The organism is Enterococcus sp. AZ191 (genome assembly GCF_051713845.1).
GTDB lineage: Bacteria > Bacillota > Bacilli > Lactobacillales > Enterococcaceae > Enterococcus_B > Enterococcus_B durans.
The window spans coordinates 490,254-505,000 of sequence record NZ_JBIOQS010000001.1 but is presented as its reverse complement, the minus strand read 5'-3'; the positions used below and the strand labels follow the sequence as shown (position 1 = coordinate 505,000).

At 41.4% G+C, this 14,747-nt stretch carries 10 protein-coding genes and 2 rRNA genes (1 of these 12 only partly in view); all 12 read right to left on the bottom strand.

Going from position 1 to position 14,747, the window contains the following annotated elements; all coding sequences use genetic code 11:
• A 23S ribosomal RNA gene (locus tag IGI47_RS02425) occupies window positions 1-1,094 on the bottom strand; it reaches 1,820 nt to the left of the window's first position.
• Between the two features lie 307 nt (window positions 1,095-1,401).
• Window positions 1,402-2,961, bottom strand: a 16S ribosomal RNA gene (locus IGI47_RS02420).
• The 16S and 23S rRNA genes sit together here, the layout of an rRNA operon.
• An 802-nt stretch (window positions 2,962-3,763) precedes the next feature.
• Entirely contained in the window at window positions 3,764-5,260 is a 1,497-nt protein-coding gene (gene lysS / locus IGI47_RS02415) for a lysine--tRNA ligase (RefSeq protein ID WP_311930493.1), read from the bottom strand.
• 119 nt (window positions 5,261-5,379) lie between these two features.
• On the bottom strand, window positions 5,380-6,375 hold the full coding sequence (gene dusB, locus IGI47_RS02410) for a tRNA dihydrouridine synthase DusB (RefSeq protein ID WP_311930494.1): 996 nt from the start codon (window positions 6,373-6,375) through the stop codon (window positions 5,380-5,382).
• Window positions 6,376-7,263, bottom strand: a complete 888-nt coding sequence (hslO, locus tag IGI47_RS02405; RefSeq protein WP_438783224.1) for an Hsp33 family molecular chaperone HslO — start codon at window positions 7,261-7,263, stop codon at window positions 6,376-6,378. It lies immediately after the preceding gene.
• Window positions 7,264-7,547: 284 nt separating this feature from the next.
• Entirely contained in the window at window positions 7,548-9,647 is a 2,100-nt protein-coding gene (gene ftsH, locus IGI47_RS02400) for an ATP-dependent zinc metalloprotease FtsH (protein WP_005875188.1), read from the bottom strand.
• Window positions 9,648-9,737: 90 nt separating this feature from the next.
• The gene (gene hpt, locus IGI47_RS02395; RefSeq protein WP_005875186.1) at window positions 9,738-10,283 is read right to left on the bottom strand and encodes a hypoxanthine phosphoribosyltransferase; all 546 of its coding nucleotides are present in this window, start codon (window positions 10,281-10,283) and stop codon (window positions 9,738-9,740) included.
• Complete coding sequence (gene tilS / locus IGI47_RS02390; RefSeq protein ID WP_311930624.1) at window positions 10,283-11,734, bottom strand: tRNA lysidine(34) synthetase TilS; 1,452 nt, start codon at window positions 11,732-11,734, stop codon at window positions 10,283-10,285. The genes hpt and tilS overlap by 1 nt, the downstream gene beginning before the upstream one ends.
• 99 nt (window positions 11,735-11,833) lie before the next feature.
• Window positions 11,834-12,322 (bottom strand): S1 domain-containing RNA-binding protein, encoded by a 489-nt coding sequence (locus IGI47_RS02385; RefSeq protein WP_311930496.1) that lies wholly within the window; start codon window positions 12,320-12,322, stop codon window positions 11,834-11,836.
• A 44-nt stretch (window positions 12,323-12,366) separates the two neighbouring features.
• Window positions 12,367-12,792, bottom strand: a complete 426-nt coding sequence (locus IGI47_RS02380; protein WP_016177743.1) for an FtsB family cell division protein — start codon at window positions 12,790-12,792, stop codon at window positions 12,367-12,369.
• 63 nt (window positions 12,793-12,855) lie between these two features.
• A complete protein-coding gene (locus tag IGI47_RS02375; RefSeq protein WP_081135067.1) occupies window positions 12,856-13,131 on the bottom strand; it encodes an RNA-binding S4 domain-containing protein in 276 nt (91 codons plus the stop codon).
• Between the two features lie 9 nt (window positions 13,132-13,140).
• Window positions 13,141-14,736 (bottom strand): putative polysaccharide biosynthesis protein, encoded by a 1,596-nt coding sequence (locus tag IGI47_RS02370; RefSeq protein WP_438783221.1) that lies wholly within the window; start codon window positions 14,734-14,736, stop codon window positions 13,141-13,143.
• Between the last annotated feature and the right edge of the window lie 11 nt (window positions 14,737-14,747).

The following is a 14,747-nucleotide window of genomic DNA, read 5'->3' as shown; positions in this document are numbered from 1 at the left end:
CTAGTTGTCTGTGCAACCCCACATCCTTTTCCACTTAACATATATTTTGGGACCTTAGCTGGTGGTCTGGGCTGTTTCCCTTTCGACTATGGATCTTATCACTCACAGTCTGACTCCCGGATATGAATGAATGGCATTCGGAGTTTATCTGAATTCGGTAACCCGAGATGGGCCCCTAGTCCAAACAGTGCTCTACCTCCATCATTCTCAAATCCGAGGCTAGCCCTAAAGCTATTTCGGAGAGAACCAGCTATCTCCAAGTTCGTTTGGAATTTCTCCGCTACCCACACCTCATCCCCGCACTTTTCAACGTACGTGGGTTCGGTCCTCCAGTGCGTTTTACCGCACCTTCAACCTGGACATGGGTAGATCACATGGTTTCGGGTCTACGACTACATACTCAAACGCCCTATTCAGACTCGCTTTCGCTGCGGCTCCGTCTCTTCGACTTAACCTCGCATGCAATCGTAACTCGCCGGTTCATTCTACAAAAGGCACGCCATCACCCATTAACGGGCTTTGACTTGTTGTAGGCACACGGTTTCAGGTTCTATTTCACTCCCCTTCCGGGGTGCTTTTCACCTTTCCCTCACGGTACTGGTTCACTATCGGTCACTAGGGAGTATTTAGCCTTGGGAGATGGTCCTCCCGGATTCCGACGGAATTCCTCGTGTTCCGCCGTACTCAGGATCCTCCTAGATACCTTCCAAATTTCATCTACGGGGTTTTTACCCTCTTTGACTGACTTTTCCAAGTCATTCGATTATCTGAAAGAACTACCATATCGGAGTCCTACAACCCCAATGAGCAAGCTCATTGGTTTGGGCTTTTCCCGTTTCGCTCGCCGCTACTCAGGGAATCGAATTTTCTTTCTCTTCCTGCAGGTACTTAGATGTTTCAGTTCTCTGCGTCTACCTCGAATGCGCTATGTATTCACGCAAACGTAACATCCTATAAAAGATGTTGGGTTTCCCCATTCGGAAATCTCTGGATCATAGCTTACGTACAGCTCCCCAAAGCATATCGGTGTTAGTCCCGTCCTTCATCGGCTCCTAGTGCCAAGGCATCCACCGTGCGCCCTTATTCACTTAACCTTATCAACCTTGCGGTTGGGTTTTGATCTTTCTTCTAGCGATAGAAGTCCGATCAAGAAAATAAGCAATTGAACTTATTAAAAAACTCTATCCAGCTAAACAAATGTTTAGCCTTCAAATTCAACGCGGTGTTCTCGGTTTGTATTACTTAATTTACTTCAAATATCCAGTTTTCAATGAACAAAGTATTCTCTTGAGAGTATCCTCTAATGTCGAAGTCATAACCTGACTCTTCAATTATTGAGTAAACCTCTCAAAACTGAACAAAGTATAAAACAACCAGTGTAGTCTCCGTAATATTCCTTAGAAAGGAGGTGATCCAGCCGCACCTTCCGATACGGCTACCTTGTTACGACTTCACCCCAATCATCTATCCCACCTTAGGCGGCTGGCTCCAAAAGGTTACCTCACCGACTTCGGGTGTTACAAACTCTCGTGGTGTGACGGGCGGTGTGTACAAGGCCCGGGAACGTATTCACCGCGGCGTGCTGATCCGCGATTACTAGCGATTCCGGCTTCATGTAGGCGAGTTGCAGCCTACAATCCGAACTGAGAGAAGCTTTAAGAGATTAGCTTAGCCTCGCGACTTCGCGACTCGTTGTACTTCCCATTGTAGCACGTGTGTAGCCCAGGTCATAAGGGGCATGATGATTTGACGTCATCCCCACCTTCCTCCGGTTTGTCACCGGCAGTCTTGCTAGAGTGCCCAACTGAATGATGGCAACTAACAATAAGGGTTGCGCTCGTTGCGGGACTTAACCCAACATCTCACGACACGAGCTGACGACAACCATGCACCACCTGTCACTTTGCCCCCGAAGGGGAAGCTCTATCTCTAGAGTGGTCAAAGGATGTCAAGACCTGGTAAGGTTCTTCGCGTTGCTTCGAATTAAACCACATGCTCCACCGCTTGTGCGGGCCCCCGTCAATTCCTTTGAGTTTCAACCTTGCGGTCGTACTCCCCAGGCGGAGTGCTTAATGCGTTAGCTGCAGCACTGAAGGGCGGAAACCCTCCAACACTTAGCACTCATCGTTTACGGCGTGGACTACCAGGGTATCTAATCCTGTTTGCTCCCCACGCTTTCGAGCCTCAGCGTCAGTTACAGACCAGAGAGCCGCCTTCGCCACTGGTGTTCCTCCATATATCTACGCATTTCACCGCTACACATGGAATTCCACTCTCCTCTTCTGCACTCAAGTCTCCCAGTTTCCAATGACCCTCCCCGGTTGAGCCGGGGGCTTTCACATCAGACTTAAGAAACCGCCTGCGCTCGCTTTACGCCCAATAAATCCGGACAACGCTTGCCACCTACGTATTACCGCGGCTGCTGGCACGTAGTTAGCCGTGGCTTTCTGGTTAGATACCGTCAAGGGATGAACAGTTACTCTCATCCTTGTTCTTCTCTAACAACAGAGTTTTACGATCCGAAAACCTTCTTCACTCACGCGGCGTTGCTCGGTCAGACTTTCGTCCATTGCCGAAGATTCCCTACTGCTGCCTCCCGTAGGAGTTTGGGCCGTGTCTCAGTCCCAATGTGGCCGATCACCCTCTCAGGTCGGCTATGCATCGTGGCCTTGGTGAGCCGTTACCTCACCAACTAGCTAATGCACCGCGGGTCCATCCATCAGCGACACCCGAAAGCGCCTTTCAAATCAAAACCATGCGGTTTCGATTGTTATACGGTATTAGCACCTGTTTCCAAGTGTTATCCCCTTCTGATGGGCAGGTTACCCACGTGTTACTCACCCGTTCGCCACTCTTCTTTTTCCGGTGGAGCAAGCTCCGGTGGAAAAAGAAGCGTACGACTTGCATGTATTAGGCACGCCGCCAGCGTTCGTCCTGAGCCAGGATCAAACTCTCATAATAAAAGTTAGAACAATCTTGCGATTGTTAAGCTCAATTTGTTTGCTAGCATATTGCTTGCTTGTTAAAAATGTTTGTTGTCTTGAATCAATCAAGACGCCCTACACATTTGGTTTGTCTTACTTTGTTCAGTTTTCAAAGGTCTACTTGAATTGCCGTAGCAACTTTTATATCATACCAGAACGACAAGTGAATGTCAACTGTTTTTTTAAAAGTTATTTTCGATTTCGTTTTTAGAAATCCTTCAGCAACTCGTATATCGTAACTCATTTTTTGTTATTTGTCAAGAACTTTTTTTGAAATCTTTCTTGATTAGATCAAGCTTTTCAATAGGTTCTTTTCAAACGACTTAGTTATCTTATCATGTGGTCACCCACACGTCAAGAACTTTTTTAAGTTATTTTCAGAAGTTATTCTCGCTAACTTTTGAACAAATAATAATATACCAACTAAACCCGTATCGGTCAACGACTTTCTTGTATTTTTTCAAGTTTTTTTTCAACAAACGATCAATCATCATTCCTTTCTATCAATCGTTCGTATTTAAGGTGATATCTTTCGATTGCTATCCGCTTCACTTATAATATCATTCGTTATTATTTACGATCTGAAAGTTGGAATTTCCTTTTTATTCAAATTTTTTCCACTGTTCTTTATTTTATAAAGCCTATTCCAAAAATCTTTTTACGACTATTCATATTTAAGCGTAAAAATGCAAATAAATATCTTATACTTTTTATTCCTCTTACCTACAAAAAAAGAAGGAGGAAACCAATCAGGTCTCTCCTCCTATCTTATCTTATTGTTAACGCATTGTTGGGAATAATAAAACGTCTCGAATCGATTGAGCATCTGTCAAAAGCATCACTAGACGGTCGATTCCGATTCCCAGACCGCCAGTAGGTGGCATACCATATTCTAACGCTTCTAAGAAGTCCTCATCTACACCATGTGCTTCGTCATTTCCTAATTCACGTTCTTTTTCTTGTGCTTCAAAACGTTCTCTTTGATCGATTGGGTCATTTAATTCAGTAAAGGCATTCGCAAATTCTCGCCCAACTATAAATAATTCAAAACGATCTGTAAAACGTGGGTCTTCTGGATTTTTCTTCGCTAACGGAGAAACTTCTACTGGATGACCATAAACAAAAGTAGGTTGTGTCAATGTTTCTTCAACGAAAGTCTCGAAAAACTCATTGATGACATGACCAACACCCATTGCTTCTGTTACTTCTACATCATGTTCTTTAGCAATAGCTAATGCTTCTTCCAGCGTCATTTCTTTCCAGAAGTCGACACCAGTTTTTTCTTTGATCGCATCTACCATGTGGATACGTTTAAAGTCACTCTCTAAATCGACATCTTGCCCGTCATAGGTGATCTTAGCTGTACCAAGTACTTTCTGAGCTGCATTACGAATAATACCTTCTGTCAAGTTCATCACATCTTGGAAATCTGTATAAGCTGTATAAGCTTCTAGCATCGTAAATTCTGGATTGTGCGTTGTATCGATTCCTTCATTACGGAATACACGACTGATTTCATAGACTTTTTCCATACCACCGACAATTAGACGTTTCAAATGAAGTTCTAGTGCAATACGTAGGTACAAGTCAATATCCAATGCATTATGATGTGTAATAAATGGACGTGCTGCAGCACCACCGGCTTCATTATGCAATACAGGAGTTTCTACTTCTATATATCCATTGCCATCTAAGTAGCGACGGATCTCACTGATGATTTGACTGCGTTTCATGAAGCGGTCAAAACTTTCACGATTACTGATCAAATCTAAATAACGTTGGCGGTAACGTTGTTCGATGTTCGTCAATCCATGGTATTTGTCTGGTAACGGACGTAGTGCTTTTGATAAAATGACGATCTCTGAAGCTTTGATGGAAACTTCTCCAGTGTCCGTCTTCATGATTTCACCCGTCACACCAAAAAAGTCACCTAGATCAGCGTGTTTGAATACATCGTAAGCTGCGTCTCCTACTTGGTCTTTCCGTACATAGATTTGGATTTGACCTTCACGATCTTGTAAATGTGCAAAACCTGCTTTACCTTTGCCGCGTCTTGTCATCATACGCCCTGCTACGCTAGCAGTTAATCCCATCTCTGCTAATTCTTCTTTTGTTCTTGGATCAAATAGTTCATGTAGTTCTGCTGAATTGTGTGTACGTTCAAATCGCTTGCCGAAAGGATCAATCCCATTTTCTCTCAATTGCTCCATTTTTTGACGACGAACAAGCATTTGATCATTTAAATCTTCTACTTGATGTTGTTGTTCCTGTGTCACAAAAGTTCCTCCATTCTCATGTTATTCTCTTCCCTATAATGCCAATGAAACACAAAAAAAGCAAGCCGAACTTAAATTTTCGGCTTGAAAATTAACGAAAAACTCAGAAAAACATGTCATCAACTCACAGATATTTTTTCTGTTCTCTCTAAAAAGCCATCCAATAAATCATTGATTTCTGTTTGTTTTTCAGAGTGGTTGATTGCAACTTTGACTTTCGCCGCTCGAGAGACTCCCTTCAAATAATAAGAAGCATGTGTCCGAAATTCACGGCAAGCAATAACTTCCCCTTTTAGATCAACTAAACGTTTCAAATGGAGTTTTGCTGTCTCGATTTTTTCACGAGGCGTTGGTTCCGGAATCAATTCACCTGTCTCTAAATAGTGCTGGGTACGATGGATCATCCAAGGGTTCCCTAATGCGGCACGGCCGATCATTACCCCATCTGCCCCCACATATTCCAGCATTCTTTTTGCATCTTCAGGTGTTTTGACATCTCCATTCCCCATAAAAGGGATCGTCAACTGGCTTTTGACTTCTTTCAAGACTTCCCAATCTGCTTTCCCTTCATACATTTGTACCCGTGTACGTCCATGCATTGCGATCGCACTTGCACCAGCTGACTCAGCAGCTAATGCATTTTGAACAGCAAATACATGTTGTTCATCCCAACCGATTCGCATTTTTACAGTTACAGGTATATCGACAGCAGAAGAAACCGCATGGACCATTTCATAAACTTTATCTGGATCTAACAACCACTTCGCGCCTGCTTCCGCTTTGATGACTTTGTTAACTGGGCAGCCCATGTTGATATCGATGATATCAGCAGCGGTATTTTCTTGAACGAATTGTGCTGCTTCGACTAATGTATCTTTATTTCCGCCGAATATCTGTAAACTTAAAGGATGCTCCCCTTCTTCTATATGCAGCATCTCTAAGGTTTTCTTATTCCTAAAATGGATGCCTTGATCGCTGATCATCTCGCAGACAACTAACCCAGCGCCGAATTCTTTTACAGTTACTCGAAAAGCGGAGTTGGTGATTCCAGCCATCGGTGCAACGACTACACGATTGGGAATTTCCACATTACCTATTTTCCATGTATGTTCCACTTAGTTTCCTCCTAATGCTTCTTCTTTGAGTGCTGTTAATTCATCCTCACTGTATTCATACTTATTGTTACAGAACGAACAAACTGCTTCTGCGCCATGGTCTTCGTTGATCATCGCTTGAATTTCATCTGCCCCTAACGCAATGATTGCTTCACCAAATTTTTCTTTAGAGCAATCACACTTGAATTGAACAGGTAGCTTTTCTAAGATAATCAACTCTTCTGTCCCTAGCAACCCTTTTAAGATTTCTTCTGGCGTTAATCCCTCATCTAGCAATGTAGAGATTCTCGGTGTTTTTTTTAATTGTTCTTCGATTTGAGTGATGGTTTCTTCATCTGCACCAGGCATGATCTGGATCATGAAGCCACCAGCCGTTTTGATACTATCATCTGTGTTGACTAGAACACTCAAACCGACAGCAGAAGGAATTTGTTCTGAAATAGCTAAATAATAAGTAAAGTCTTCTGCTATTTCTCCGGAAACGATAGGTGTTTGACCAGAAAAAGGTTCTTTCAGTCCCAAATCTTTCGTGACACTGAACATCCCTTGTGTTCCTACTGCGCCACGTACATCGATTTTCCCTACTTCATTTAAAGGCAAACTTAAATGCGGATTTTGAATGTAGCCTTTTACTTCCCCTTTTCCGTTCGCATCGACTACGATGCCCTTCGCTGGTCCGTCCCCTTGAATGCGGATCGTCAACTTATCATCGCCCTTTACAGTTGCGCCTAGTAGCAAACCGCCCACTAATGTCCGACCTAATGCGGCAGAAGAAGTATGCCATGTATCATGACGTCTTTGTGCTTCCGCTACAGTATTGGTTGCTTGAACAGCATATGCTCGCACAAATCCATTATGTGCTAAAGCTTTAACTAAATAATCTTCCATTTTATGTACCTCATTTCCCGATTTTAAACTCATAGTGAATCATACTAGTTACGCTCATTTTTTTCAACTGATGGAATTGAACTTAACCTATGATTAATCAAATCTGCTTTCATAAAAGCATCAGAAAGAAATGTATGACAAAAATAGCTAGTTTCAAAAAAGAATAGTTGGAAATCGCTGCTTAACTTGTTGGGAAGATTTTAGCCTGTTCACAGAAGCAGGGACTTCTAACTGCTATTTTAATTAAAAAAAAGAGCTATGACTTTCGTCACAGCTCTTTCGTATTATTTGTTATGATCGTCAGAATCGTTTGGTAAAGTAGCATCATGTTCTTCTTTAGCTTCTTCGTTCAATTCTTCTTTATCATGTTCAAAATTTTCTTTTTCTTCCGCTTGTTTTTCAGCATCTTTTTCTTCTAAAGCGCGTTTTGCTTCTTCAAAAGTTTGTGCTTCTTTTTCGCTTGGATAGTTATCCGATTCTGAACCTTCTGGCATTACGCCTCTTTCAAATAAAGATTTGATTGCTTTCGCATCCAATGTTTCGAATTCTAGAAGTTTTTCAGCAATCAATTTGTGTTGCGCACGGTGTGCTTCGATGATTTCATGCGCTTTTTGATGTGCTTCCATCAAAATCTTGCGTACTTCTTGATCGATCTCAAATGCAACTTGTTCAGAGTAAGCTTTTGTTTGACCGTAATCACGACCTACAAACACTTGATGGTTTCCTTCATATTGAACTGGACCTAAGCGATCGCTCATCCCATATTCAGTGACCATACTTCTTGCTAACGCTGTTGCTTGTTCAAAGTCATTTGAAGCGCCTGTCGATTGAACATTGAAGATGATTTCTTCTGCTGTTCGTCCACCTAACAAGCCAACGATTTGTTCAAACATGTCTTCTTTTGTCATCAAGAATTGGTCTTCTTTTGGCAATGCGATCATATAACCGCCTGCACGCCCACGTGGAATGATCGTTACTTTATGAACGACACGTGCACGACTTAAGACTAACCCAACGATAGTGTGACCTGCTTCATGGTATGCCACCATTTCGCGTTCTTTTTTGCTGATTACGCGGTCTTTCTTAGCTGGACCTGCAATCACGCGATCTTCTGCTTCATCGACATCTGAAGCATCGATTTTTTTCTTATTACGACGTGCCGCCACTAAAGCAGCTTCGTTCAAGACGTTTTCTAAATCAGCACCAGCAAATCCTGGTGTTTGTTGTGCAACAACTTTTAGATCAACATCATCTGCTAAAGGTTTATTTCTTGCGTGAACACGTAAAATCGCTTCACGACCTTTCACATCTGGACGACCGACTAAAATTTGACGGTCAAAACGTCCTGGCCGCAACAATGCTGGGTCTAATACATCAGAACGGTTGGTTGCGGCAATGACGATAACTCCTTCATTCCCATCAAATCCATCCATTTCAACAAGCAATTGGTTCAAGGTTTGTTCGCGTTCATCATGTCCGCCACCCATACCTGCACCACGTTGACGACCTACAGCATCGATTTCATCGATAAAGATGATGGCCGGAGCATTTTTCTTCGCTGTTTCAAATAAATCACGTACACGGCTTGCACCGACACCGACAAACATTTCAACGAAGTCTGAACCAGAAATAGAATAAAATGGTACACCGGCTTCTCCGGCTACTGCCTTGGCAAGTAATGTTTTACCAGTCCCTGGAGGTCCTTCTAAAAGAACACCTGCTGGAATACGCGCACCTAGCTCAACGAATCGTCGTGGATCTTTTAAGAACTCAACGACTTCGACAAGTTCTTGTTTTTCTTCTTCCGCACCTGCGACATCAGAAAAACGTACACGGTTGGCTTTTTTGTCTGCTTCTTTGGCTTTTGATTTACCAAAGTTCATGACACGGCCACCGCCGCCGCCACCGCCGCCTTGTTGGCCCATCATCATATAGAAGAAGAAAATGATGATCACAATCGGCAAGAAGCTAAGCAACAAGGAGACCCATACGCCACTACTTGACTCTTCTTTGACTGTCGTCGCGACATTCTTTTCTTTCGCTAAATCAGTTACCTGACTCAGTGTTGTATCATTCGGTAAAATGATCGTTGTAAAATGGGTAGTTGTAGTATCTGTTGAACCTAAGATAGATAGACCGCCGCTATTAGCGACTTTCTGTTGCTCTTTGTATTCACCAGTGATTTTATATACACCATTTGCAGGTTGCACTTCAAAGTTCTTGATTTTACCTGCTTGTAATTGTTCTGTGAATTTTGAGTACTCGATATCTGACGATCGTTGGCCATTATTACCAAAAATAAAGTATACGACCATTACCATCGCTAAGATTACGAGGACATAATACAAGGCATTTTTCATCATGCCATTGTTCTTTTTGTTCATAGTTGCCCTCCCTATGCGTTATTTTAAATTAGCATTTTTTTTATCAATCCTGACCATTCTATTGTAACACAAATCACAACAGATACAGCATTAATTTGATTGATAAACGCTTGGTTTCAATACCCCGATATAAGGTAGATTGCGATAAGCTTCTGCATAATCCAAGCCATATCCTACCACAAATTCGTTTGGTACATTGAATCCAACGTAGTCTGCTTCAATATCTACGACTCTTCCTTCTGGTTTATCAAGCAATGTCACGATTTTCACTGAGTTTGCTTTACGATATTTAAAAAGATCGACTAGATAAGCAAGTGTTCGTCCGCTATCAATGATATCTTCAACAATCAACAGATCGCGGCCTTCAACATTTGTATCTAAGTCCTTCACAATCTTAACTTCACCAGATGAAACAGTGGCATTACCATAACTTGAAACATCCATGAAATCTAATTCTAAATACGCATCGATTGAACGTATGATATCTGCCATGAATGGGACTGCACCTTTTAAGACACCAACTACTAATGGATTTGAATCCTTATAAGTTTCTGTCAATTCTTTGCCTAGTTCTTCACAACGAACTTGTATCTCTTCTTTTGTAATCAAAACTTTCTCAATATCCTTTTCTAACATCAGGTTCTCCTTCCAGTTGCTTCTTTTTGATATTTGTAAAGAAGTATGTAGTGTATTTTATCAGTTTCTACACCAATACTCAAATGAGAATGGGTAAAAGGAAGCAAACTAATTATTTTTTTTTGCTCATCTTTAACCACCCACGCATCTTTTCTTTGCAGATCAGGTATTTTCTTGTCAATAAAATACCTAGACACTTTCTTTGTCAGTTTTTCATTTAGCTGTATGCGATCGCCCGCTTGTCTTTTTCCGATGAACAAGGTTTGCTGAGGTTCCAGCCAGACATCATGAGAAAATTCTCCCCAATCGTCGATACATCTAAATTCTGCCACTTCATCAGACGTGAATAGACCTACCCACGCCTTCTCATTTAACATGATCTGCTTATGTGGTTCTATTTCGATAAATCGATCGATTATTTCCACAGGTTCATTCTCCACATCGTTCTTTCTTACCAAAGCGATTTCTTCATAGACCCGTTGGAATACCCATGAACGATCAAGAGTTAGTTGCCATTGTCCTTTCGGTCGATCAACTTGCTCTAATAGTTGGTCGATTTGTTGTTCATTGATAAAGAGATTTGTTTTTCTGTTCGCCCAATCGAATAGCGTATACAAAAAATAGTACCGCTCTTCTAGGGACATCTCTTGTACTACTCTCCATGGAAAAACAAATCCATCATGTGTTTCTTTGACCTGTTCTTCGATCACTTTTTTCATTTGTTTCTTGATTAATTGATCTGCCCAAGTAATTTGTTGCGCAAAACGTTGGAAATGTGCCAAAACTTGTGGATTTTCTTGTTTTAGTTGGGGAATCACTAAATGCCTAATCCGATTTCTTTGGACATTCAGTTCCTGATTGGTCTGATCCTCAAAATAAACAAGCTTTTGTTCTGCGGCATATTCATACAATTGCTCTTTACCAAAGCTTAGAAGTGGGCGGATCAGCTGTCCATTCGAAAAACGCTGACTTTCTTTGATTCCTGCAAAAGTTCCTAACTGTCCCCCACGCACTATCTTCATTAAAATCGTTTCCATTTGATCGTTTCCATGATGCGCAGTCATCACTACTTGATAACCATCTGTGTGCATGATTTTTGCAAACGTGTGATAACGAAAGGCTCTTGCAGCAGCTTCGATGCCCTTTGTTGCCGGTTCTTTCCATGCTTCAAGGATAAACGGGATCTTTCGTTCCTGACAATAGGCTTTTAAGTAGGTTGCTTCATCTGCAGATTCTGGTCTTAATTGGTGGTTGATGTGCACCACCCCCAAAGAAAAGGCTACTTCTTTTTTAGCTGCAAGCATCAAATCAAGCAACACCATGGAATCAACTCCCCCAGAAATCGCCAACAGTACATGATTTTCTTTGGCTAGATACCCTTTTACTTTACCTTGTTCGATAAACATTCGTTGCATCTCTGCTGATACTTGGTTTTTGATCGACACATCCATCACTTCCTTTCACTTACACTTTTTCGATAATGGCGGCAAAAGAAAAAAAGAGCGGACAATAGTCTGAAACAATTGCCTGCCCCTTCATTTTCATTTGTTTTAGCTGCGACGTCCGCCGCGACCACCACGTTTGCCTTCAGTGTTACGTTTCAAGGAAGTCAATCGATCATCACTGTCTTTTAAAAATGAACTCATTAATGAATCAAAATCTTCTTTGTGATTGTTAGAAGATTGACTGCGAGAAAAAGGTTTTTTCTGTGTTGCACGGCCACGATTATCTCGTGTGTCACGTGTATCTCGTGTATCTTTTTGATATCGTTTTGGACGTTGTTCTTCATTCGATTCAGCTGGTTGCTCTTGCGCTTTACGGATAGATAGCCCAATCTTACCATCATCATTTACAGAAATAACTTTGACTGTTACTTCATCTCCAACACTTAAAACGTCGTGAATATCTTTGATATACCCATTTGATACTTCACTGATATGAACTAAACCCGTTTTACCAGCTCCTAAATCAATAAATGCCCCAAAATTTGTGATTCCTGATACTTTTCCTTGCAGTTTTGCTCCTACCTCGATTGACATAAAAAAAATGTTCCTCCTAATTATTAACCTATTTATAATACTGCTTATTTTGCAGTTGTTGAACTAGTTGATTGATTTGTTTCAGCCGTTGAACTATCGGTAGCCGGTTCTAATATTGGGTAAACTTTTTCGCCTTCTTTGGAATAAAAGAATTTACTTCTCGCAAGTTTCGCCACATAGTCATCATCTTTTAATAATGAAACGTCTTCTTTGAGTTGATCAACATCCGTATTGACTTGACTCATCTCCGTATTCGCTTCAACTCTTAAATCGTTTAATCGATCCATTCTTTGCATATCACGAAAAATTTGAAATCCTAACACTGCGAAAATGACCAAAGCGCCGATGAAAATGGCTGCTAACCTACGTCTTCGAAAAATCAATTGGCGTTGTTGTTGTTGAAATTCAGCATACTTTTTCTTTGCATACTCTGTGTCTAAAGCAGCAATTTTGTTGCTTTTTTTCGTCACTTCACTTCGCTCCAATCTTTTTTTGATTGTCCTTCTCATTATACCAACATCAAGATGGCTTGTCTAATCAATTTCTTCACTGTTTTTCGTGCGGGTCTCAGTTAATAGTTCATACATCTTCTGTGCATCTTCTTTTTTCGTTGATTCGTGTAATTCTACCACTTTTACTTCCATTGTTTTGTTCCCAAATTGGATCTTCATTATATCTCCGACTTTGACATCACTAGAAGACTTCGCTAGCTTGCCATTGATTTGGATTCTCCCTTTATCTGCCACTTCTTTTGCTACTGAGCGACGTTTGATGATTCGAGAGATTTTAAGAAATTTATCTAATCGCATGGTTTTTCCTCACTTTTTAAATTGTTTGTTTATCCTTAATATTTTTTTACCAAAAGGCAACATCAGCCATTCTCTGACCGTAAACAGTCGCGTCCAGATCACCGCATTCACAAAAACAAATGCACCAATGATCACACCGACTAGACTGACTAAGAAAGCCGTTGAGCGGTGTTGGATCGGGCCAAAAAACAGCATCAATAGACCATAGTATAAAAATAAGGATAGGATCATCCAGATTAAACACTGGATCAATTTTTTACCGAATTTACGTTCTTTCCAAAAGCTATTGATGTCTGCTTTTTCAGTGTGGACAAAATACCACAATGTTACAGCTAACCCTAGTAGCGTAGATAGACTAGCGCCCACTGTTCCCAAACGTCCTGTCAATAAAGGCGTAGCTAATGCTTTTGCTAGAAGCCCCCAGCCCGCTCCCTTCAATGAAGGTCGGAAAGAATTTTTGCTTTGAGCAATGCTTTGATACGATTGAATAACTGCTGTTAGTGCAATCGAAAATACAAACAACACAAGGGCAGCATTTCCAGCATAATCTTTGAAGAGTGCATAGTTGATGTAGGGAAGCAACATCGCCAAACCTACTGAAGCAGCTAAAGCTAACGCCGTAGTCAGCCGTAAATAGATTTTCGCTGTCTTTAGAAATTGACTGGGAACGGAGTTCATTAGATAACGTGTTAATGCTGGTAAAAATGTGGCACTTAATGCAGTTGCAATAACTAGACCTAATTGGACCAAAGGCTGCCCTCGATCATACACTCCTTTAGTGATTTTCGCGCTTTGTTCAGTCAATCCATAGACTTCCAGTGCATTTTTGACAAAAAACGAATCGATCAACTGAAAGAAGATCAATAGACCACTATAAATCGACACCAATCCGCCTTCGATAAAAAAGCGGCGTATCAGTGGTTTTGGTGGCCGATTAAAGATAGAAAAATGTCGAAAGCTTAATACACCACCATGTATTTTTTGTTCATAATAGTGTAAAACACCATAGGCACAAAGCCCACCAAGAACCGCCCCGCTCATCGCTGCTGTTCCCGTTTGATAGACATTCCAGCCTAACATCCGGAAAGCAAGCGCACTACAAACGATGATCGACACGCGAACGAACTGTTCAATGACTTGAGAAACCGCAGTGGGTTCCATCAAGAAGCGTCCTTGAAAATTCCCTCGATAAAAAGAAAGTCCTGGCATCAGCAAAAAGGTGAAGGAAACGATCTGGATCAACGGCTTCAACTGTAGATCCCCCATCATAAAAGCAATCCACCGACTAAAGGAAAAGGTGAATAGCCACAATAAAACACCGGTCCAAAAAACTAAAGGATATAGTTTTTGCAATGCCGCTTTACGCTGTAATGGATCTTTTCTTTCTGCAACATATTTAGAGATAAACTGAGGAAGACCAGCCAGTGCTAAGGTCATGGTAATTCCATAAATAGGATAAACTTGTTGGTAAACATAAAATCCTTCATCGCCGACTAAGTTTTGCAGTGGGATGCGGTACAAGGCACTTAATACTTTCGCTATAAAAGAAGCGAGCGTGAGTACAAATGCGCCTTGCATCACTTTACGCATTTCTTTATGGTCCAAAGCGTCTGCTC